The sequence below is a fragment of the Bacillus sp. Root920 genome (assembly GCF_001429445.1).
GTDB lineage: Bacteria > Bacillota > Bacilli > Bacillales > Bacillaceae > Bacillus > Bacillus safensis.
The window spans coordinates 49,342-71,634 of record NZ_LMJV01000010.1; the positions used below are offsets into that span (position 1 = coordinate 49,342).

Here is a 22,293-nt window from a genome sequence, read left to right on the forward strand (position 1 = left end):
AGAAACAAATGTTCTTTCTTTTCTGTCCGTTCATACTTGTCCAGCACACGCCATATATTGAATAGAGTGAGGTGGACAAAATGGATGTGAAGGAAGCTTTTATTCCGAATTTTATCAGCTGTTACTTTATCGCCCTTGGGGTCATTTTGGGTGGTGCTATCATAGGCGGTGTTGGTGCTTATTTATCTGGTCAGCCGCCTTTATCCATTATTACTAGTCTTGCCAACCGTTTAAAGATTTGGGCGCTTGTCGCCGCTATCGGCGGAACATTTGATGCTGTTTATAGCTTTGAACGAGGCATTTTCGAAGGAAACACACGTGATATTTTCAAGCAGATTTTATTAATTATCTCTGCCATGGGCGGTGCACAAACGGGGTATCTCATTATTACGTGGCTTACCCAGGAGCATGTGTCATCATGAGGGTGCCGGAGCTGTATAAACGCCCAGGCTGGCAGCGTTTTTTTGCAGGAATGATGTTTGGTGCGATTGTAAGCTGGCTTATTTTTCTCTTTACATACGGAACCTTTCAGGAAAAGCAAGTGACACTGCTGAGAAGCCAGCAGCATCATATGGACAGTCTGAAAGAACAAATCACACTCTATCGGGAAGATTTGCATAAGTTAAATGAGGATAATAAGAAGCGGCTGCTGATCCAAAGCGTAGATGTTCATCTCGTGAATCGTGAGCAATATAAAATCCCAGAGCCAGACACGCTAAAGTTTGAAGATCAGGTCAAGGAGGATATCTCAGAAGTCATTACAAAGGATATTGAAAGTGTCTATAAAACAAAGGAATTACTAAAACGGACAGTGGAAAATAAAGAATATACCATTCGGGAAAAGGCATATCGCGCGAAAGTGACAGAGCTGACAATTTATACGAAGCTTTCACTTGAAGTACGTATTTCATTTGCTGAATAAAGAGGTTGTGGAATTTTTATGAATTTCTGCCCTCAATGATTTCTTTTCACGCTTCATTTTTATACACTAAAAGTAGAACGAGATCTTAAATAGAAAGAGGTGAGGACAATGGAGGTTTACAGCTATCGTCAAATGGCACGAGACAAAGCAAGCCGGATCAAAGACGGCATGTGTGCTTATGCTGAGACAGAAATGATGGCTCATTTAATTAAAAAAGAATTAAAGCATCAAAATCTCCAAGCCTATGAAGATTCAACAGACATCGGCTGCTGGTTTATTCCTGTATGCAAATAACCCTTTTCTCCATGACAAAAAAGAGAGAAGGGACTTCATATCCCTCCTCTCTTATGATGATGATTTACATACTTCCTCTAAATCACGCAAAATCTCATCTGCTACTGCCCAATCATAAATGGACGCACCGGCTGCAAGCGGGTGGCCGCCTCCATGATATTTTTTCGCAATGGTGTTAATGACGACGCCTTTAGAGCGGAATCTCACACGAATCTGATCGTTTTCTTCCACAAAAAAGACCCATGCCTTAATGCCTGCAATATTCCCTAGTGTCCCAACAAGCTGTGAGGCCTGCTGCGCTGTTGTTTGGAACGATTCCAAAATTTCACGCTTAATGAAAACAGATGCAACCCCGTTCTCTGACAAAGATATATGTTGAAAAATATAGCCATTTAATTTCACGACATTCAAATCTGTCTCATACAATTGATTGAAAAGATCTGAAGATGAAAATGGATATTCGATAAGTTCCCCTGCATATTTGAGTGTCTTTTTCGTTGTGTTTGGGAAAAGGAAGCGGCCTGTGTCTCCTACAATGCCGGCATAGATCAATTCAGCTGCCTTTGTATTCAGCTGATATCCTTCTTCTTTCCCCTCTAAGTACAATTCATAAATCATCTCGCTCACAGAGCTTGCCTCTGTATCCACCCAAAGCAAATCACCATAAGGATCTTCATTCGGGTGATGGTCGATTTTCATCAGCTTATCGCCCATTAAATAGCGCTGATCATCAATTCTTGCTTGATTGGCCGTATCACAGACAATGACAAGGGCCCCTTTATACACGTCATCTGGTACCTCATCGAGTTCATATAAAAATGAAAGGGATGGCTCAGGCGTTCCTGTCGCATAAATATTTTTTTCTGGATAGGTGGCACGCAAGATTTCCGTAAGGCCGCACTGCGATCCATACGCATCAGGATCTGGTCTTACATGTCTATGGATGATGATGGTGTCATATAATGATATGGTTCTAATCAGTTCTTTTTTCATAAAAACTCCTTCTCATGCGATACTCTTTTTATTATTAAATCATAATCTATCGTGACGGAAAAGTGAGGAATAGACAATTTATTCTAGTAAGCAAGCCTATTTACGTTTAAAATAGGGTTGTAACCACTTACAATGGAGGCTTGGCACATGCTTGTTTTGATTGTGTTTATTATTTGTTCTGCCATGTTTTATTTATACTACAAAGCAAAAAATGTCCGTACGAACCGGCCAGTCGAGAAAAAATTCTGGTCGGCGAAATCCAGTATGGCCCTTGGCTGCTTTGTCCTGCTCTTCGGTGTGAATCAATTATTTTTAAACCGCTCGTCACTCGCATTTGTCATCGGATTTATTTTTGTTGCTGTTGGTATCGGCAGTACGTGGGCTGGGTATAAAGCCTACAAGCATTACCTTCCGCTCTTTTTAAAGGAAGGCGAAAAAGATCATGCGTAATAAGGAAAGGGGCGACATGAGTTCGCCCTTTTTATCATTATCCTCTTTCCATCAGCTGCACCATCAGCATCGCTTTGCCTACGATATTCGATTGGTGATAAACCTCCACTTCCAGCTTTCCAAACTTGCGTCCTACTTCTAGAATATTCGGCTTAATCTGGATGGTGGATTCCATTTGGACCGGCTTTAAGAAATAGACAGAGAGACTCTCGACGATCAGTTCGCCCTTTTTATGAGATTTTAAGAAGCGGTTGGCAGATTCGATTAAAATTTGTGTGAACACCCCATATGAAATATTTCCAAGCTGGTTCGTCATTTGCGGGGTAACCTCGTATTGATAAACCGCATCCGCTTTTGGTTTCTCTGTATCGGCTTCTTTAAATCCTCTTGAGACAACATCATCCAGCTTTTCTCCGACCTGCGGCTGCTTTTGAATCATTTGGAGCGCCTTGAGCACATCCTGACGGCTGATCATACCGATCAGCTTCGCATGATCATCCACAACTGGCAGCACCTCAATGCCTTCCCACACCATCATTTGTGCAGCAGAGGCGACAGATGTCTTGCCAATGACCGTCAGCGGATTTTTCGTCATCACTTTTTCAATCGGTGTGGAGCGGTCATGCCCCGCAATATCCTTTGAGGTGAGGATTCCGTGAATCTTCATTTGATCATCTGCGACCGGGAAACGGCCGTGGCCAGTTTCATAATTCTTTTCATACCATTTTTCAAGCTTATCCTCTGGTGATAAATACACGGTGCGTTCAATCGGCGTTAAAATATCTTCTACAAGCACAATTTCTTTTTTAATTAATTGGTCATAAATGGCTCTGTTAATGAGAGCCGCTACGGTAAATGTATCGTAGCTTGTCGATAAAATCGGCAGCTCCAGCTCATCTGCGAGCTGAATGATTTCATCATCTGTTGAGAATCCGCCTGTGACCAGCACAGCCGCCCCTGCCTCTAATGCCTGCCTATGGGCATTGATCCGGTTTCCGACGATGAGCAGGTTGCCAGCAGCCGTATAGCGCATCATTGCGTCCAGCTCCATCGCTCCGATAACAAATTTATTTAACGTTTTATGTAAGCCGGCGCGTCCTCCAAGGACCTGACCATCAATAACATTGACCACTTCTGCATATGTGAGTTTTTCAATATTTTCTTTTTTCTTTTGTTCAATTCGAATGGTGCCGACTCGTTCAATGGTACTGACGAATCCTTTATTTTCAGCATCTTTGATGGCCCTGTAAGCGGTACCTTCACTCACTTTCATTTCTTTCGCTATGCGCCGGACAGAAATTTTCTCTCCGACATCTAATGAATCAATATACGATAAAATTTGCTCATGCTTTGTCGCCAATCCCGTTCACCCTTTTTGTTTTCAGCGTTTTCATCTATGTTTCATTATAAGGGCAGGATGCTTTTAATAGCAATTTGTCTTTTCTTTCGGCAGATGAAGGCAAATAAAAAAAGCCGGCATTTGTGTGCCAGCTTTTTTCATATGAGGATTAAATGTCGATTGATTCCCCGCTGTTTAACACATGACCGACGCCGCCATGCAGGCTGTCTGCAAATGCATGCGGATCCTGTTCAATTGGCGGGAATGTGCTGTAGTGAATCGGAACGACCTGTTTTGCCCGCAGCCATTCTGCTGCGATTCTTGCATCTTCCGGTCCCATTGTGAAGTTATCACCAATTGGAAGGAATGCGAGCTCAATATGATTCAGTTCACCGATCAGTTTCATATCTGAAAAGAGTGCAGTGTCTCCTGCATGATAAATTGTTTTACCCTCTGCGGTAAATAAAATACCTGATGGCATCCCTGTATACGTAATTGTCTGTGCCTCTTCATCAATGACAGCTGAACCATGAAACGCTTGCGTGAGCTTCACTTTACCAAATTCAAACTCACGTCCGCCGCCGATATGAAGCGGGTGCGTTTTCACCCCTTGCCAGCTTAAATAAACGGCAAGCTCATTTGGCGCAACGACGAGAGCGTCATTATTTTTAGCAATTTCAATAGTGTCACCAAGGTGATCTCCATGTCCATGTGTCAGTAAAATGACATCCGCTTTCACATCTTGCGGTTTGATCTCTGTGTGCTTATTTCCATTTAAAAATGGGTCAATCCAAATATGATATCCGTTTGTTTCAATGTGTACAACTGAATGTCCATGATATGTAGCTTTCATGTAGTATATCCACCTTTCAATTTTGATCTCATATCATTTATTCCCTCTATAAAAAGCTGAAAAACTTAATGCCTGTGAATCACGTTAAGACCACCTGTTGCTTCAATGACGGTCCCTGTAATGAGATCTGAACGGTCATCACATAGAAATGAAATGATGCGTCCTATATCCTCACCAGTGCCAGACCTGCCTATTGGCGTTTCTTCATCTTTGATTTGGCGGGCTTCCTCTATTGTCGATTCTTTCATGTCTCCAACGATTTTGCCTGGACACACCATATTGGCGGTAATGCCGTTTTCGGCTTCTTCAATCGCAATGGTTTTCGTCAATGACGCAAGGCCCACTTTTGCCGCTCCAAAGGCTGATCTGTGCATCCAGCCTGGCGCATGGTCTGCACCTTGGAAGCCATAAGTGATAATGCGGCCAAAGCCTTGTTTTCTCATCGTTGGGATGACCATTCGGAACAAATGGAATACTGCTGATAGGTTGCCTTCTATCATTTGATACCATTCATCTTCAGAGTAATCCGCCAGTTTTTTTCGTTCAAAAATATAAGGACCGGCATTGTTAATCAAGGCATCAATCCGTCCAAATCGCTCTGCTGCCAGCTCTACCATGTTTTTCAAATCTTCTTTTTTTGTCACATCACCTTGGACAAATTGAAGCTTATCTTCGTACTGGTGTAATTCTTCTTTCATCTGCCGGACAGCTTCATCATCACTTCGATAATTCACTGTCACAGAATACCCCATATTCAGTAAAGACTCGGTAACTTTCCGGCCAAGTCCTTTAGAACCCGCTGTTATTAATGCGTGTCGCACACAATCTCCTCCTAAAGCAAAGGTTGCAAGTTCACGTGTTTCTTTTGTTATCTTTACTTTACTATAAACCGGCATCTGGCGCACTTATGAACCCTTTATCGATATGAGTCAAACAATATAGGGTGATTCATCCACATTTTCAAATCCCATGAGCCATGGATATCGAGCAGCAGAGAAACAAAACGATAGCACTCTCTCACCTCATGAAGATCACGAGGAAGCGGGCAAATCTCTTCATAGCCCAACTGAACATTGCGGGCAGCTTCTTTCGTCAAAAGGTATTCCAATGCAATAAAATCAAACGCAGCTGGTCCATATACGACATATTCTGTATCAACTAAACTAGTCACTTGATCATCTTTTTCAATATATTGAGACGGATCTAAATCAATTAAAATGAGACTTGCTGAATCAGGGGGCTTTAGCTTTTCCATCTTTTGCAGCACAATTTCTGCATAACAGTGAAATTCATGCTGATCAGCGTAATAGCGGCCTATGAGTTTGGATACAGCCTTTTTTAACACAGCATGGAATTCTCTCAAATGCTTCTTTTCAGCTCCGTAGACTGCACCAAAAAAGTCAGTACGATATGAATGAAGATGTGCTAGTTTCCTCCCATAATCCTTATAAAAGTCTGATGAACGTCCCTCAAAAGATGTACAAGGTGTTCCTTCTACTTTTTCCATTACATAAAAATGTCTCCCTGCCTTCTTCACTTTACGAACAACTTCTGGAACATGAAAGGATTTCGCATGAGACAGCTTTTGATTGATTTGATCGATATGCTCTTGTACAGTACGGTCATCTACTCCATAGATCATTTTGATCCCAGACACAAATTCACTTTCTTCTCGTGCAGTTTTAGGAGATTTGACTACATATTCCGTTTTATCTTGTAAGGAGATCAGCCACACATCATTAGCCCGTCCGTTATATTGTTCTCCTAACGTTTTCACTGATACGATTGGTTGATGAAACAAAGCCTCAAGCGTTTTCCTCATGATCTGCTGTCACTCCCTCTTCTGCTTGACGCAGGTATGCTTTCATTTCTCCAATGATCATCAATCTCCTTTTTCCATGACAAAAAAACCATCCGTATAAACGAATGGTTTTAATAAGTTACGCCAGGCATGCTTTTGCTTTTTCTAAAGCGAGCTGAATTTGTTTAAATCCAGTTCCGCCTGCACTTGTTCTTTTTTCAACCGCAACATATGGATCAAGAACAGTGTAAATGTCTTGTTCAAAAAGATCGCTTGCTTCTGTGAATGTTTCAAAAGGAAGGTCACTTAAGTAGATACCTTTTTGAATACATGTGTACACAAGCTTGCCAACGATTTCGTGTGCTTCACGGAATGGCATGCCTTTTTTCGCAAGGTAGTCTGCCACTTCTGTCGCATTTGAGAAATCTTCTTTTGTTGCCTTTTTCATGACATCTTCGTTCACTGTCATCGTTTGGATCATTCCTATGAAGATTTGCAGGCTGCCAGCGATGGTTTTCACTGTATCAAACATGCCTTCTTTATCTTCTTGCAGATCTTTGTTATACGTAAGCGGCAAGCCTTTCATAATCGTGAGAAGCCCCATCAGGTTGCCATACACACGGCCTGTTTTCCCGCGGATTAATTCAGCCATATCCGGGTTTTTCTTCTGCGGCATCATGCTGCTGCCTGTTGCATACGTATCATCGAGTTCAATGAATTTGAATTCTTGCGAGCACCATAAAATGATTTCCTCACAAAAACGTGAGAGGTGCATCATCACAAGACTGCTATTAGACAAAAACTCTAAAATGAAGTCCCGGTCACTCACACCATCGAGGCTGTTTTCGTAAATGTGGTCAAAGCCAAGCTGCTCTGCTGTATATTCACGATCAATCGGGAATGTCGTTCCTGCTAACGCTCCGCATCCAAGCGGCGACACGTTAATTCGCTTCAATGAATCTTGAAAGCGCGCTTTGTCACGCTCAAGCATCCAGAAATAGGCAAGCATATGATGGGCAAACGAAATAGGCTGTGCACGCTGCAGGTGCGTATATCCTGGAAAAATCGTTTCAACGTGCTGTTCTGCCTTTTCTACAAGCACCGTTTGAAAGGAAGAGATCAGTTCAATGATATGCTCGACTTGGTTATTCAAATACAAGTGCATATCGGTTGCAACTTGATCATTCCGGCTTCTCGCTGTGTGCAATTTGCCGCCAAGCGGACCAATCTCATCAATGAGCATTTTCTCAAGGTTTAAATGAATGTCCTCATAATCGACTGAGAATTCCAGCTCATCCGCCTCTGCCTTTTTCATGAGCGTATTTAGTCCGTCTTTGATGGCAGCGGCCTCCTCATCGCCGAGGATACCGCATTTATTCAGCATACTTGCATGAGCAAGGGAGCCGGTCAGATCTTCTTTGACTAATTGTTTGTCGAAATGAATGGACGCGCCAAACTCATCGACCCATTTTTCTGGTGTTTTTTGAAATCGGCCTCCCCAAAGCTTTTTCATGCTTTAACCTGCTCCTTTTTATTCACGATGCTGTTTACTTTTGTCGGTAAGCCCCAAAGATTAATAAATCCTACAGCTGCATCATGATCGAATTCATCTGCTTTTGTATAAGTGGCTAGATTTTCATCATAAAGTGAATATGGTGATTTACGTCCTTCTACAATGGCATGACCTTTAAATAGTTTCACACGTACAACACCTGTTACGTTCTGCTGTGTTTCTTGTAAGAATGCATCTAGTGCTTCTTTAAGCGGTGAGAACCATAAGCCGTTGTATATTAATTCAGCCATTTTTTGTTCAACGATTGGTTTAAAGTGAGCGACTTCTTTGACTAGCGTTAAGTCTTCAAGCTCTTTATGCGCTTTTAGAAGTGTGACTGCACCTGGGCATTCGTACACTTCGCGAGATTTGATGCCGACAAGACGGTTTTCAACGTGATCGATTCTGCCAACACCATGCTGACCAGCGACTTCATTTAAATGAAGGATGAGATCAGATAATGAATACTGGATACCGTCAATGGCTGTCGGTTTTCCTTTTTCAAACGTGATTTCAATGATTTCAGGTGTGTCAGGCGTTTTTTCAAGTGGATTTGTCAGATCGTATGCACCTTCTGGCGGCGCAGCCCAAGGATCTTCTAAAATGCCACATTCGTTACTTCTGCCCCAAAGGTTTTGGTCGATTGAATATGGGCTGTCTAAGTTAATCGGAATTGGAATACCGTGTTTTTGTGCATAATCGATTTCTTCATCACGAGACCATTTCCATTCACGCACTGGTGCAAGAACTTCTAGGTCTGGATTTAATGCTTTAATGGATACTTCAAAACGAACTTGGTCGTTCCCTTTTCCAGTACATCCATGAGCAACTGCTACTGCATTTTCTTTTTCTGCTACTTCCACTAATTTTTTTGCAATAAGCGGACGGGATAGTGCAGATACTAGTGGATATTTTCCTTCATACATTGTGTGTGCTTGTAATGCAGTGAGTGCAAACTCTTCAGCAAATTCTTCTTTTGCGTCAATCATGTATGATTGAACCGCTCCGACTTGAAGTGCTTTTTGTTGAACGAATGCTAAATCTTTTCCTTCACCTACGTCCAGGCAGCAAGCAACGACTTCGTATCCTTGCTCTTGTAACCATTTAACTGCAACAGAGGTATCAAGACCTCCGGAATATGCTAATACGACTTTTTTATTTTGTGACATGATTGAAAAGCTCCTCTCGCTTGTTTTGATTCTGTGAATGTTTTTTGCATAAAAATAAGTTTTAATTTATAAACATGCATTTAGTATGTATACACTGTAACAAGGAAAAATTGTTTTTTCAACCCCTTTATGAAAAAAACTCTGCCAAATTTTCTTGGCAGAGTCATTTTGGGCTATTTTTGATCCTTTTCAAGCTCTCGTAAGACATGAGGAAGCTCTGGAATCACGAGTTTGGTCATGGCTAAACGAACGGCTCCGGTAGATCCCGGCGTGGCAAAGACAGCCTTTTGATTGACGACCCCTGCCGTTGCCCTGGATAAAATAGCAGCTGAACCTATGTCTTCTGTATAACTGAGCATGCGGAAGATTTCACCAAAGCCAGGCAGTTCCTTGGAAAAAAGAGGAGTGATCGCTTCAATGGTCACATCCCTTGCGGCAATCCCTGTTCCGCCATTTAACAAGACGGCATCTATTTTCGGTTCACTTGTTCCTTCGAGCACAGCGTCTTGAATCGATCCTATATCATCTTTTACAATATCGTATGCAAGAACAAGATGTCCCTGTTCTTTGACCAAATCAATCATCAGACGGCCGCTTTTATCTGTATCTTTCGTTCTTGTATCACTGACCGTAATGACTTTCACATAAAGCCTTTCTTTCGCCTCACGTTTATGTTCTGTCACGCTCATCTTTCGCACCGCTCCCTTTTGCTTCATATTGGACAACATTATAGCATGCTGCTTTCAACAGAAAAAAGCTCTTTTCCTTATTGGAAAAGAGCTTTTCAAACTTGATTACGCTAAACGCATAACGTCTCTTGCAATCATTACTTCTTCGTTTGTAGGGATGACAATCACTTTTACAGGAGAGTGCGGGTAGCTGATGAATGCTTCTTCGCCTCTCATGTTGTTTAAAGAAGGATCCCAGTAAACGCCCATGAATTCTAGACCACGAAGTACACGTGCTCTTACTTCTGAACTGTTTTCACCGATTCCAGCTGTGAAGATGATCGCATCTACGCCATTCATTCTTGCTGCATAAGAACCGATATATTTATGAATACGGCTCGCAAAAATATCAAGAGCAACTTCTGCACGGTCGTTTCCTTCTTCTGTTGCTTCTTCGATATCACGAAGGTCACTTGACAGACCAGACACACCTAAAAGACCACTCTTCTTATTCAAAGTAGAAAGCACTTCTTCAGCAGTATGTCCTGTTTTTTCCATAATAAATGGAATAAGGGCAGGGTCAATGTTACCAGAACGTGTACCCATTGCAACACCTGCAAGTGGTGTAAAGCCCATAGATGTATCGATTGATTTTCCGCCTTCGACTGCTGCAATACTCGCACCATTTCCAAGGTGGCAAGAAATCAGACGAAGCTCTTCTAGCGGACGGCCTAATAGCTCTGCTGCACGCTCTGTAACGAACTTGTGGCTTGTCCCGTGGAATCCGTATTTACGAATACCAAAGTTTTTGTAGTAGTCGTACGGAAGGCTGTATAGGTAAGACTGCTCTGGCATAGTTTGGTGGAATGCTGTATCGAACACAGCAACCGCTGGTACGTCAGGCAGAATTTGTTTGAATGCTTTGATTCCTACAACGTTTGCAGGGTTGTGAAGTGGTGCAAGCTCTGAAAGCTGATCAATGTCATTGATCACTTCATCAGTTAAAAGAACAGAATCGCTGAATTTCTCTCCGCCGTGAACAACGCGGTGTCCTACGCCATCAATTTCATTAAAGTCTTTGATGATGTGAAATTCAGTTAGTTTTTCAAGCAGCATTTTGACCGCTACTGCGTGATCTGGAATATCTGTCACTTCTGTTTTCTTTTCTCCATCTACAGAAATCGTGAAGATACTGTTGTCCATTCCGATTCTTTCAACAAGCCCTTTTGTTAAAACGGTTTCTTCTGGCATGTCGAACAATTGGAATTTAAGAGATGAGCTTCCTGCGTTAATTGCAATAATTTTGGACATTACTGTCGCTCCTTTTACTCAGTTGTTATATAAGGTTTCACGTTTTTTCCGGTGCTATATTCAACCTGTTTGACGGGTCTTTTATAGTTTAACGATAAGTCCGAAAAATATCTGACTTTTTCATTTAAACATTGAAAACTTTGCATTTCAAGTGCACCTTCAAACTGTTATCGCTTACATCAATAAGTCGTTATTTTCTGAATAGTAAAATATCCAGATTATTGACAAAGAGCTAAAATGATTTTTATTTTAGCTCTTTGTTTTCTTTTCAGCGTGATAGAAAACCTTTGCAGCTCTAGGAAGGGCGAGCACCGGAGCGCAGACCTGCGGGCGAATGCGAGGGTTTGTCTACACGCTGAAATAGCCAGAAATCACTCTGGCTATTCTTTTGTTTCTTTTTCTTCTATAAACCACTGGTCTAATTTTCTCATCACACCGACCATTGCTTCCTTCTGTGAGAAAGATGGAAGATTGGCAAACAGCATTCGTTTTGGTGCTTTCAGCCCTTCTTTTTTCTTTTGCATCACAAATAAGCTTTTGGCGTGTTTTTTATCCTTAAACATGGACACTGGCAGCTGAATTAACGCATTCATATACGCATGATCTTTGATGAAATCCTTTAATTGTACGCTCTCTTTTCCTTCAAACAAATCATTTGGAATGATGAAGAATAAGAAGCCGCCTTCTTTCGTGTAGCGAAGGCTTTGTTCAATGAATAAATAATGGGCAAAGGCATGTCCTTCTTTTGCCTTTAGTTCAAAGTCTGCTGCACGCTCATCATTCGGATAATAGCCCACTGGGAGACTGCATACAGTGACATCTGCCGGTGAGATCAGAAGCGGCTCAAGACTGTCCTGGTGGAAAAGCTCAACTTCTTTCTCCTCTAAATTCGCCTGCGCCCAAGCAATTTTAATGAGCACATCATCAATTTCAGATGCAAAGCCGCGTTTTGTTTCTGCAGTGAGATTATTTAAAACAGCAAGAAGTAAGTTTCCTGTTCCCGCTGCTGGATCAAAGACTACAAGCTCTTTTTGACCGTCTAAAAATTTATTCACCAAATAACTGACAAACAGTCCAATCGTATCTGGTGTCATCTGGCGATTTGGATGAGAAATATCCTTTTGACCTTTCAATACGGCGAGCTGAAACGCTTTACGAATCTGCTCATGATCATAAGAAGCAAAATCTGCCTTTTCTATTAAATCCTTTAATAAACCGTTTCGATCATTTGCTTGGAAAAAGGCTTCTCCTGCTTCTGCCAATGCTTCAATATAGGAAATGCCCTGTTCCTTTTTTAATCGAATAGAAGCTGTATCGAGCAGTTCAAAAATAGTACTTACTTGATCTTTCTGCAATGCTTTTCTCTCCTCGCTTTGTTAAAAGCTATATGTTCTCATTGAAAAGAGCCCCAGGATGAAGCCGGAGCTCTTGTCGATGCTGCTTTTATAACAGTGATTTTGCAGCTTCAATGGCTTTTTCATAATTTGGGTGATTCGTTGCTTCACTTACGTATTCAGTGTAAACCACTTTTCCGTTAGGGTCTAATACAAAGACTGCACGCGCCAATAAACGCAATTCTTTCATATACACTCCGAATGCTTCACCAAATGACATATCTCTGTGATCAGATAATGTTTCGACATTTTCAATTCCGTTTGCTCCGCACCAGCGTGCTTGTGCAAATGGAAGGTCTGCACTAATCGTATAAATATTGACCGGACCTAAACCGGCTGCCTCTTCATTGAAACGTCTTGTTTGTGCGTCACACACACCTGTATCAATAGAAGGAATCACTGAGATGATCGTCACTTTTCCTGCTAAATCAGAAAGTGAAACTTCTCCAAGTGAGTTCGTTAATACCGTAAAATCAGGAGCCTGCTCGCCTACTTTTACTTCATTTCCTACAAGCGTGACAGGACTTCCTTTAAATGTGATCGATGCCAAAACAATTCCTCCCTTTTCAAATGTATGGTTCTATCATAGTAGAGAAAGCAAAAAACTGCAAAGCCTAATCGTCCCTTTTGCAAAAAAAGTTAACTGCAGCGCAGCTAACTTTTTAAAGGTCTATGTCATCTAGTTTTCGTTCTTTGTGACGGTGCTCCCGCTCATCCTTCTTAAACATGTGCTGAAGACGTTCAATTGCTTGAGGAGCAGAATCCAATATTTTATCGAGCAGATGTGTGTGTTCATCCAAATGAAGCATTCGAACTCCGTTTGTTCCTACAATTAAGAAGGCGATTGGTGTAATCGACACCCCGCCGCCGCTTCCGCCGCCAAATGGGAGTCTCGGCTCTTTTCGTTCCTGTTCATCAGAACGTTTTTCTTTCTTTTGGTTCCCGTTAAATTCACTGCCGCCGGCTGCAAATCCAAAACCAACCTTTGACACAGTGAGAATGACACTGCCGTCAGGGGTTTCGACTGGATCGCCGATGATTGTATTCACATCTATCATTTCTTTTAAGTTTTCCATCGCTGTCTTCATGAGACCTTGGATTGGATGATCTGCCATTTTCGGGTTCCTCCTTAAACAGATGATTCATTCTTCGTTGCTTGAAGAGAGGCACTTTTTCTCGCCTTTCTTCCTTTTAACCAATGGACAAGTAAACGAATGGCTGCAAGCATAGCATGTCCAATACGAAAATATGCTATACATGTAAACTGAGTCTGTGACACATTGTGCTGAAAAGCCGGAATGACTTCATACACCGGTTTATGCTTAAAGGTGAGATGCTCCTGCATAAAGGCAAGCAGTGCTCCTTTCACTGACCACACACCGCCGGCTGCTACACCTGTTAAAGCGGCGTCATGAAAGCCGATCCATGTCGACCAGTGAAATGAGACAACCCTTATGTGAATGAAGAATTTGCGCATGATCCGATTTAAATCGACAATCTCTTTTGTGATGCGCTCCATTTGATGAAGGATTTGCTTCATATCACGCTTTCCTACTTTTTTATGCATCGATTCTTTTTCGTGATCAGGGTTTTTAGCGCTTTCCATTTTCTTTTCACGAATATCAATCGTTTGGTCTTCTGGATTGACCCTCACCATCGGAATATCTTTTTTGAGTCTGACCAATCCATATAAGGTGATGACCTTCAGTGCAATGTGGTCATTGTCGTTTGTATGCGAATAGTCCAGCGAAATGGTTACTTTCATGAAAATCAACAAGATCCCAAGAAGCAAAAACGCTGCGATCCAAACGTAAAGCACTGTGCTCACTTCCTCCATAACAAATGATGCTTCCCCTACGATTATGGCTCTCATTCTGGATTTTATACCCAATCAACAAAAAAGAGTTTGACCGGTACCCGGCCAAACTCCTCTGATTATACGTTTGATTCTGTTTTTTCATATAAATGTTCATGGACGACCACCGTATCGGCAAAGTAATCATGAACCCCTTGCTTTTTCGGTGAGAACCCAACGATAGCATAGAGAATAAAGATCGTATTAATGTAGCGCCCCACAATCTCTCTAAAGAAAATAACATCCCATGCCAGCTTCTTCTCAGGCTGAAGTGAGACCACTTTAATTCCAAACACCATCTTGCCAAGTGTTTGTTGAAAGATTTTCGTCATGATGGCGAAATAAAGGAGGAATACAATCGTCGTTGTGACGGAAAATGGAGAAAACCATCCCCCTCCTTTGGACCAGCCAAACAGACTAAAGATTGGAGAAACCGTCAAATGGTTTACACCCCAGACGACGAGCCAATCAAGAATAAATGCCCAAAATCTAATCCAAAAACCTGCAAACGCCTGTGCTTCAATTGAAGCGCGCTTCACAAAGGCCGGCTTCGATTCTTCCTCTTGGCTGCGGCTTTCGCTTACTTCATCGAATGTAGAATCCATCTATGATCCCTCCTTTATTTTGAATAGAGATACATCGGTTTAGACCCATTTGAGCCAGCCAGTGTTTCTTTTAAATTCAGAAAATCAATTTCGCTTTTAAAGAGCTTGCTTGCACTCATGTTGAAGAGAGAGTTCCAGCCAAAGCTTTGAGAATAGCCGACCACTGTTGCTCCTTTTAAGCCTTTTTCATTTTTCTTCATCGCTTTTAATGCATCTTCATAATACCCAAGCTCATCGACTAATCCGTTCGATTTTGCCTGTGTCCCGTCATATACCCGGCCGTCGGCAATTTTCTTGACTTCCTGTTTTGACATGCCGCGTCCTTCCGAGATTACTTTGACAAATCCTTCATAAGAGTTATCGACCATGCTTTGCATGATGTTGCGCTCATCTTTTGTCATATCACGGTTTGGAGACATGATATCTTTGAATTTCCCGCTCTTAATCGTTTCATATTTAATACCTAGATTATCTGCGAGCTTAGAATAATTTAAGCTTTGCATGATGACCCCTAACGACCCTGTTAATGTTTCAGGTGAAGCAAAGATTTTCTTCGCTGGAGTTGACACGTAGTAGCCGCCAGAAGCTGCCATTGAACCCATAGATACGTAAATCGGCTTCTTCGCTTTTTTCACTTCTTCTAATTTTTTATGTATTTCAGCACTTTCATAGACACCGCCGCCAGGAGAGTTTACGCGCAGAAGTACACCTTTTACAGAAGCATCCTCTTTCGCCTTATCTAGTTCCTTGAGGAATGCACGATGATCATAACCTTCTCCGCCTAATAGGCTCGATGCGCCGCCATTATCTTGAATGGTTCCATTAATCTCAAGAACAGCAATCTTGCCTGCACCGCTGCCATTCTCTAGTACCTTCTCTTCTATTTCATCCCCGAATTGATAGCTCATTTTATTGTCATTGAAGCTATCGAACAAGGCCATCGTGACACTAATCACAATTGAAAATCCGAAAACACCAAGTGCAATAATTAGCGCTACCCATCTTTTCGCATTCATCTTTTTCTCCTCCTTTTTATCTCACTTCATTCATACGAATGCCCACAAGAAATGTTTCACAGGAATTGTGGTTTTTTTACATTTCATGTAGGCATATGATAGCACCTCTCTTAAATAACGATCAACTTTACATCGTCTACTTAGACATGCGCATGACGAAAAATTGGCTTTTTTATCCTCTAACTGCACCTAATAGGCTATATCTTCACCGCAACGAAACACCTAAACCATTCTTTCATGAGAAAACGGCTATTCAATTATGCTCAGGATTCAGCCATTTCAAATCACTCACATCGACTCATTTCTCATAAAGCAATCCGATCCTCAGATGGTTCTTTCTAAAGTTTTTACTTTCATATGAAAAAAGTGTAAAATGTGAGCAAGGGTTTTCATGTAAGCCCTTTATCATTGAAAATTATTTTTGACAGCAAAGGGGAGAACGTCAATGACAGACAATCGTCGCAATGTATTTTTCTTTTACAAAAAAGATCATGAATTGGATGGACACATTTCTTCTCTCGAGAAGCTCGCTACCGATCAGGGCTTTCACGTCGTCAAGCGTGCAGAGGATGCCCATATTATTGCTTCAATTGGCGGGGATGGCACATTTCTTCAAGCAGTACGTAAAACAAACTTCCGGGATGACTGCTTGTATGTAGGGGTATCAAAATCAGAAAATACGCACCTATACTGCGATTTCTCGTTAGAGCATTTTGATAAAATGATTGATGCCATGAACACTGAACAGCTTGAAGTGAGAAAATATCCGATCATCGATGTAAGCGTTGACAGCACAAACCAGTTCCATTGCTTAAATGAACTGTCGATCCGCTCCAGCATTATTAAAACATTTGTGATCGATGTGTATATAGATGATTTCCACTTTGAAACTTTTAGAGGCGACGGCATGATTATTTCCACTCCGACTGGTTCAACGGCTTACAATAAATCCGTGAGCGGCGCCGTGGTTGATCCGATGCTTCCTTGTATGCAAGTCACAGAGCTTGCATCGCTGAATAACAACTCGTACCGTACATTAGGCGCTCCTTTCATCTTGAGCAGTGACCGCAAGCTGACGCTCAAGGTAGTGCAGGATGGAAACGATCATCCAATTATCGGGCTTGATAACGAAGCGCTCGGCACAAAACACGTCAAACAAATTGACATTGGCCTTTCAGGAAAAGTCATTAAAACGGTGAAATTAAAAGACAACTCTTACTGGGAAAAAGTAAAACGCAGATTCCTTTGAGATTTGTCCGCGCGCTGAAAGCTCCTTTACGGGGCTTTTTTTATGTCTTTTCATTCACGGCCATGGTTATGGTATGATGTCACAAGTATGAATGTACGAAAAGGAGAACACGATGACATTACGACATTTTGATCAATATCCATTAAGTGATGAATTGAAACAAGCGTTAGAAGCGCTTCGCTTCCATACACCTACACCCGTTCAGCACGAGACATTATCCGTTGCTTTTTCAAAGCAGGATTTAATCGTCAAATCTCAGACTGGGAGCGGCAAGACTGCAGCCTATGGTCTGCCGATTTGTGAAATGGTTGATTGGGCTGAAAATAAACCTCAAGCCCTCATCCTCGTTCCGACACGAGAACTCGCCATGCAGGTCAAACAAGACCTCACAAGCCTTGGGCGGTTCAAACGAATCAAAGCCGCAGCCATTTATGGAAAAGCCTCTTTTCAAGCGCAGAAAGTAGAGCTTTCACAGAAAAACCATATTGTGTGCGGGACACCAGGCCGCATTTTGGATCACCTTGAGAAAGGCACCCTTTCTTTAGAAAATCTCAAATTTTTCGTGTTAGATGAAGCGGATGAGATGCTGAACATGGGATTTATCGATCAAGTCTCTTCTATTATTCAGTATCTGCCGCCAAAGCGCATGTCGATGCTGTTTTCAGCGACAATGTCTGATGACATGAAGAAATTGAGCGAACAGTTTTTACAATCACCAAAAGTCATTGAGGTTGCACGTGAAGAAACGTCTGTACAGCAAATCACCCACACCGTCATTGAAACGGAAGAAGAATCGAAATTCTCCCTTCTTCAGCGTACGATCGTCATTGAAAATCCAGATAGCTGCATTATTTTCTGTAATACACAAGACAGGGTGAATGAACTCACGCTGAAGCTGGACGAATGGGATGTGCCCTGTGACAAAATTCATGGCGGCATGAGACAGGAAGACCGCTTTGATGTGATGGATGAATTTAAAAAAGGTGAATTCCGTTATCTGATCGCAACAGATATAGCAGCCCGGGGAATTGATGTCAGTGATATGACACATGTCATTCATTATGATCTCCCTTATGAAAAAGAGCGCTATATTCACCGGACTGGCAGAACAGGCAGAGCGGGAAAAAGCGGGAAAACGATTGCGTTTATGACAAAGAATGCAAAACCGCTTATTGATGAATTAAAGCAGGATGCCGGCATAGACTTTCAAACTCAGCCTTATCCGACAAAGGAAGAAGCAGAGGAGCATGTAGAAAGCTTCGAAGAGAAAATTGAAACGCCTGTTCAAAAGGAAAATAAACAGGCAGGCGTTGAGAAGGATATTATGAAGCTCTATTTTAACGGCGGAAAGAAAAAGAAGCTGCGGGCTGTTGATTTCGTTGGGACCATTGCCAAAATAGAAGGCGTTGCATTCGATGACATTGGGATTATTACGATTCAAGACACAAAAACATATGTAGATATTTTAAACGGTAAAGGCCCCCTTGTGCTGAATGCCATGCGCCACACAACCATTAAAGGCAAGCAGTTAAAAGTACATGAAGCACGTTCATAAAAAGTGAGGGCCCAGCGCCTTTACTTTTTTATTTATATTGAAATAAGCTCAAAACCGTATCCCATCAGCCTTTTTGATGACAAACATGACAAATGTCATATTGAATACATGATGGGTGCTACTATGAGCATGACACCTTTCCTTCTATACTTTGAAGTAGAAAGAAACGGAAAGGACTTGAACGTTCATGACGACTTCAACAAACACACAGCAGCAAGCTACTTTAAGAAAACAAGTGGGTCAGTTCTCTGGTGCTGATTCGAAAAAAAGTATCATTCAACTCTTTAATACATTCATTCCATTTTTAGGGCTTTGGTTTCTTGCCTATTATAGCCTGAATATCTCCTACCTTTTAACCCTCTTTTTTGCGGTTATTGCAGCTGGTTTTTTAGTGCGTGTCTTTATTATTTTTCACGACTGCTGCCATCAATCCTTTTTTAAACAGAAGCCGCTGAATCACCTGTTCGGTTTTTTAACGGGCGTACTCACCCTTTTCCCTTATCTTCAATGGCAACGAGATCATTCAATTCACCATGCCACAAGCAGTAATTTAGACAAACGAGGTACTGGCGACATTTGGCTCCTAACAGTCAAAGAATATCAAGAAGCATCAGCATGGACGAAATTTCGCTACAGATTTTATCGTAACCCTTTTGTGATGTTTATTTTAGGACCGATCTTTGTCTTTCTCTTAAAAAACCGTTTCAACGTCAAAAATGCTCGTAAAAAGGAGCGTTGGAACACGTATTTCACCAACGTGAGCATCATTGCGTTAGCAGCCGCAACATGTCTTCTTTTTGGCTGGCAGGAATTCCTGCTTGTTCAAGGTCCGATCTTCCTGATCTCAGGATCTATCGGTGTATGGTTGTTTTATGTACAGCATACGTTTGAGGACTCTTATTTTGAAGCAGATGAACATTGGAACTATGTGCAGGCAGCTGTTGAAGGAAGCTCCTTTTACAAATTGCCAAAGCTTCTTCAATGGTTAACAGGTAATATCGGCTACCATCATGTCCATCATTTAAGCCCAAGAGTACCGAATTATCTTTTAGAGCATGCCCATGACCAAAGTGAACCGCTGCAAAATGTCCCGACCATCACGTTGAAAACAAGCCTTGAGTCGATGAAATTTAGACTGTGGGATGAGGAAACGAAAGCATTTGTGACGTTTAGAGAAGCACGGCAATCTAAGAAGATGAACGTTCCTGTTATCAAAGGAGACATTCTCAAGAAAAATGCATAATCGGCGCAGGCTCTTTCTTACACGAGAAGGGGCTTGTTGTCATTTACAGGATGCACCAATAGGCTGAATTTGATAAAGTAAGGAAAAACAATGAAAAACGAAAAAAGGTGGCACACGGATGAAAAAACAGTTTAAACTTCAAAAATTGCATGGGATTTCCCCCTATATATGGGCCATTTTTTTCATCCTGCCCTTCTATTTTATCCTTAAGACACCTTCGACTTTAGGTATTGTGATCGGCATTATTTTGAACGTCGTCTTTTTCGCTGTGTATCGTTTTGCCTTTGTTGCAAAAGGCTGGTCATTATATGTCTTTGGCCTATTATTGATCGGCATTTCAACTGGTTATGTGATGCTCTACAGCTATATTTATTTCGCTTTTTGCATCGCCTATTTTAACGGACATATTAAACGAAAAGTTCCCTTTTATATCTTGTACTATATCCATCTGGCGAGCGCCGCCGTGGCAGTGAACTTTAGTTTGATCTTAAAAAAGGGCTGGTTTCTCACACAAATTCCTTTTGTCGTCATCACTCTGATTAGTGCCATTCTTCTTCCTCTCAGCATTCGGAGCAGGAAGGAACGTGAACGGCTTGAGGAGAAATTAGAATATGCCAATGAACGGATTGCAGATCTTGTGAAGCTTGAAGAAAGGCAGCGCATTGCACGCGACCTGCATGACACCCTTGGACAAAAGCTTTCTTTGATCGGTTTAAAAAGTGATCTTGCCCGTAAACTCGTGTATAAAGACCCTGAACAGGCTCGTGCCGAACTCAAAAGCGTCCAGCAGACCGCCAGAACGTCTCTCAATGAAGTGCGGAAGATTGTTTCCTCGATGAAAGGCATCCGAATTAAAGATGAAATGTCGAACATCGAGCAAATTCTCGAAGCAGCTGGAATTGAATTGATTTATGATGAAAAGGAAGCACCGAAACACATCTCACTTCTGAACGAAAACATTGTGAGCATGTGCATCAAAGAGGCGGTGACGAATGTCGTCAAACATAGTGATGCAACGGTTTGTAAAATCACCATTCACCAAAAGTCAAAGGAAGCCATCATCACCGTTGAGGACGACGGAACTTTTAAAGGCGACTATTCATCCTCTCAAACGAAGGGTCACGGCCTTTTAGGAATAAGAGAAAGATTGGAATTTGCAAATGGCCGCCTGCGTATTGAAACAAAGGACGGGACAAAGCTCATTATGAGCATTCCAAATGATTCAGCAGCAAAAGAAAAGGAGGGATTGAAATGATCAATATCTTTATCGCGGAAGATCAGCAAATGCTGCTTGGTGCACTCGGTTCACTTCTCGATTTAGAAGACGATATGACGGTTGTTGGGAAAGGAACAAATGGCCAAGATGCCATCGATTTTGCCAAAACACACCCTGTTGATATTTGCTTAATGGATATTGAAATGCCGGGAAAATCCGGACTTGATGCAGCGGAAGAGCTCAAAGGATCAGATGTGAAAATCATTATTTTAACGACCTTTGCCCGCTCCGGCTATTTCCAAAGGGCGCTAAAAGCGGGCGTCAGCGGCTACATGCTGAAAGACAGTCCAAGCGAGGAGCTGGCAAGTGCGATTCGCAGTGTGATGAAAGGGAAAAAGGTGTATGCCCCTGAATTGATGGAAGACTTATATAGTGATGAAAATCCATTAACGGAGCGAGAGAAATCGGTCCTTGAACTCGTCGCAGACGGTAAAAACACAAAAGAAATTGCAAAAGAACTCAGCATCAAAAGCGGCACTGTCCGGAACTACATTTCCATTATTTTAGATAAGCTGGAAGTGAAAAACCGCATCGAGGCCATTACACGCTCAAAAGAAAAAGGCTGGTTTAAATAAGAAAAAAGATCAGGACACACGCTGCCTTGATCTTTTTTTATTGAAAATCCCCCCTTTATTTTTTATTACCAGCTATCAAAATGTCATTGACAACAGCCTACAGTCTTATGATATGATATCCAAGTGATAATAATTATCATTATCACTAATACAACCAATATCCGGCTTATGCG

24 protein-coding genes are annotated in these 22,293 nt (G+C 41.8%); 9 read left to right on the plus strand and 15 right to left on the minus strand.

The window, feature by feature from the left end; genetic code table 11:
* Window positions 1-80 precede the first annotated feature (80 nt).
* From ASE42_RS16325 to ASE42_RS16335, 3 genes are all read left to right on the plus strand, one after another.
* Window positions 81-422 carry a YtrH family sporulation protein gene (locus tag ASE42_RS16325; RefSeq protein ID WP_024424798.1) on the plus strand — a complete coding sequence of 114 codons (342 nt, stop codon included), beginning with the start codon at window positions 81-83 and terminating at the stop codon, window positions 420-422.
* On the plus strand, window positions 419-922 hold the full coding sequence (ytrI, locus tag ASE42_RS16330) for a sporulation membrane protein YtrI (protein ID WP_003216226.1): 504 nt from the start codon (window positions 419-421) through the stop codon (window positions 920-922). The genes ASE42_RS16325 and ytrI overlap by 4 nt, the downstream gene beginning before the upstream one ends.
* A gap of 108 nt (window positions 923-1,030) precedes the next feature.
* Window positions 1,031-1,216, plus strand: a complete 186-nt coding sequence (locus ASE42_RS16335; RefSeq protein WP_003216400.1) for a hypothetical protein — start codon at window positions 1,031-1,033, stop codon at window positions 1,214-1,216.
* 51 nt (window positions 1,217-1,267) lie between these two features.
* On the opposite strand, the gene ASE42_RS16340 is transcribed toward ASE42_RS16335, so the two are convergent.
* The gene (locus ASE42_RS16340; protein WP_024424800.1) at window positions 1,268-2,209 is read right to left on the minus strand and encodes a DHH family phosphoesterase; all 942 of its coding nucleotides are present in this window, start codon (window positions 2,207-2,209) and stop codon (window positions 1,268-1,270) included.
* Between the two features lie 147 nt (window positions 2,210-2,356).
* On the opposite strand from ASE42_RS16340, the gene ASE42_RS16345 reads away from it, so the two are divergent.
* Window positions 2,357-2,659: a YtpI family protein gene (locus ASE42_RS16345; protein ID WP_003216665.1), complete on the plus strand. Its 303-nt coding sequence runs from the start codon at window positions 2,357-2,359 to the stop codon at window positions 2,657-2,659.
* A 37-nt stretch (window positions 2,660-2,696) separates the two neighbouring features.
* On the opposite strand, the gene ASE42_RS16350 is transcribed toward ASE42_RS16345, so the two are convergent.
* The 14 genes from ASE42_RS16350 to sppA all read right to left on the minus strand — a co-directional run bounded on the left by ASE42_RS16350 (window position 2,697) and on the right by sppA (window position 16,222).
* Window positions 2,697-4,019, minus strand: coding sequence for a CBS domain-containing protein (locus ASE42_RS16350; protein ID WP_024424801.1), 1,323 nt, complete (start codon window positions 4,017-4,019; stop codon window positions 2,697-2,699).
* A gap of 148 nt (window positions 4,020-4,167) precedes the next feature.
* Window positions 4,168-4,851, minus strand: a complete 684-nt coding sequence (locus ASE42_RS16355; RefSeq protein WP_024426146.1) for a metal-dependent hydrolase — start codon at window positions 4,849-4,851, stop codon at window positions 4,168-4,170.
* A gap of 65 nt (window positions 4,852-4,916) precedes the next feature.
* Complete coding sequence (locus tag ASE42_RS16360; RefSeq protein ID WP_024426147.1) at window positions 4,917-5,672, minus strand: SDR family oxidoreductase; 756 nt, start codon at window positions 5,670-5,672, stop codon at window positions 4,917-4,919.
* A 95-nt stretch (window positions 5,673-5,767) separates the two neighbouring features.
* Complete coding sequence (locus ASE42_RS16365) at window positions 5,768-6,673, minus strand: aminoglycoside phosphotransferase family protein (RefSeq protein WP_056768163.1); 906 nt, start codon at window positions 6,671-6,673, stop codon at window positions 5,768-5,770.
* A gap of 118 nt (window positions 6,674-6,791) precedes the next feature.
* Window positions 6,792-8,165, minus strand: a complete 1,374-nt coding sequence (gene argH, locus ASE42_RS16370; protein WP_056768171.1) for an argininosuccinate lyase — start codon at window positions 8,163-8,165, stop codon at window positions 6,792-6,794.
* Window positions 8,162-9,373, minus strand: a complete 1,212-nt coding sequence (locus ASE42_RS16375; protein ID WP_024424806.1) for an argininosuccinate synthase — start codon at window positions 9,371-9,373, stop codon at window positions 8,162-8,164. Before ASE42_RS16375 ends, argH begins: the two co-directional genes overlap by 4 nt.
* Before the next feature lie 173 nt (window positions 9,374-9,546).
* On the minus strand, window positions 9,547-10,062 hold the full coding sequence (locus ASE42_RS16380; RefSeq protein ID WP_056768188.1) for a molybdenum cofactor biosynthesis protein B: 516 nt from the start codon (window positions 10,060-10,062) through the stop codon (window positions 9,547-9,549).
* A gap of 105 nt (window positions 10,063-10,167) precedes the next feature.
* The gene (locus tag ASE42_RS16385; protein ID WP_024424808.1) at window positions 10,168-11,352 is read right to left on the minus strand and encodes an acetate kinase; all 1,185 of its coding nucleotides are present in this window, start codon (window positions 11,350-11,352) and stop codon (window positions 10,168-10,170) included.
* 380 nt (window positions 11,353-11,732) lie between these two features.
* Entirely contained in the window at window positions 11,733-12,707 is a 975-nt protein-coding gene (locus ASE42_RS16390; RefSeq protein ID WP_025092266.1) for a class I SAM-dependent methyltransferase, read from the minus strand.
* 88 nt (window positions 12,708-12,795) lie between these two features.
* Window positions 12,796-13,296, minus strand: coding sequence for a thiol peroxidase (tpx, locus tag ASE42_RS16395; RefSeq protein WP_024424810.1), 501 nt, complete (start codon window positions 13,294-13,296; stop codon window positions 12,796-12,798).
* A 112-nt stretch (window positions 13,297-13,408) separates the two neighbouring features.
* On the minus strand, window positions 13,409-13,861 hold the full coding sequence (gene ytfJ, locus ASE42_RS16400) for a GerW family sporulation protein (RefSeq protein ID WP_007501733.1): 453 nt from the start codon (window positions 13,859-13,861) through the stop codon (window positions 13,409-13,411).
* A 14-nt stretch (window positions 13,862-13,875) separates the two neighbouring features.
* A complete protein-coding gene (locus ASE42_RS16405) occupies window positions 13,876-14,583 on the minus strand; it encodes a DUF2953 domain-containing protein (RefSeq protein WP_034624208.1) in 708 nt (235 codons plus the stop codon).
* A gap of 98 nt (window positions 14,584-14,681) precedes the next feature.
* A complete protein-coding gene (locus ASE42_RS16410) occupies window positions 14,682-15,206 on the minus strand; it encodes an RDD family protein (RefSeq protein WP_024424812.1) in 525 nt (174 codons plus the stop codon).
* A gap of 14 nt (window positions 15,207-15,220) precedes the next feature.
* Window positions 15,221-16,222: a signal peptide peptidase SppA gene (gene sppA / locus ASE42_RS16415; RefSeq protein ID WP_056768192.1), complete on the minus strand. Its 1,002-nt coding sequence runs from the start codon at window positions 16,220-16,222 to the stop codon at window positions 15,221-15,223.
* Between the two features lie 445 nt (window positions 16,223-16,667).
* On the opposite strand from sppA, the gene ASE42_RS16420 reads away from it, so the two are divergent.
* From ASE42_RS16420 to ASE42_RS16440, 5 genes are all read left to right on the plus strand, one after another.
* The gene (locus ASE42_RS16420; protein ID WP_024424814.1) at window positions 16,668-17,471 is read left to right on the plus strand and encodes an NAD kinase; all 804 of its coding nucleotides are present in this window, start codon (window positions 16,668-16,670) and stop codon (window positions 17,469-17,471) included.
* A 112-nt stretch (window positions 17,472-17,583) separates the two neighbouring features.
* Window positions 17,584-19,026, plus strand: coding sequence for a DEAD/DEAH box helicase (locus ASE42_RS16425; RefSeq protein ID WP_056768198.1), 1,443 nt, complete (start codon window positions 17,584-17,586; stop codon window positions 19,024-19,026).
* 187 nt (window positions 19,027-19,213) lie between these two features.
* The gene (locus tag ASE42_RS16430) at window positions 19,214-20,269 is read left to right on the plus strand and encodes a fatty acid desaturase (RefSeq protein ID WP_024424816.1); all 1,056 of its coding nucleotides are present in this window, start codon (window positions 19,214-19,216) and stop codon (window positions 20,267-20,269) included.
* Window positions 20,270-20,387: 118 nt separating this feature from the next.
* Window positions 20,388-21,524, plus strand: coding sequence for a sensor histidine kinase (locus ASE42_RS16435; RefSeq protein ID WP_056768199.1), 1,137 nt, complete (start codon window positions 20,388-20,390; stop codon window positions 21,522-21,524).
* Complete coding sequence (locus tag ASE42_RS16440) at window positions 21,521-22,120, plus strand: response regulator transcription factor (protein WP_024424818.1); 600 nt, start codon at window positions 21,521-21,523, stop codon at window positions 22,118-22,120. The genes ASE42_RS16435 and ASE42_RS16440 overlap by 4 nt, the downstream gene beginning before the upstream one ends.
* Window positions 22,121-22,293: the final 173 nt, after the last annotated feature.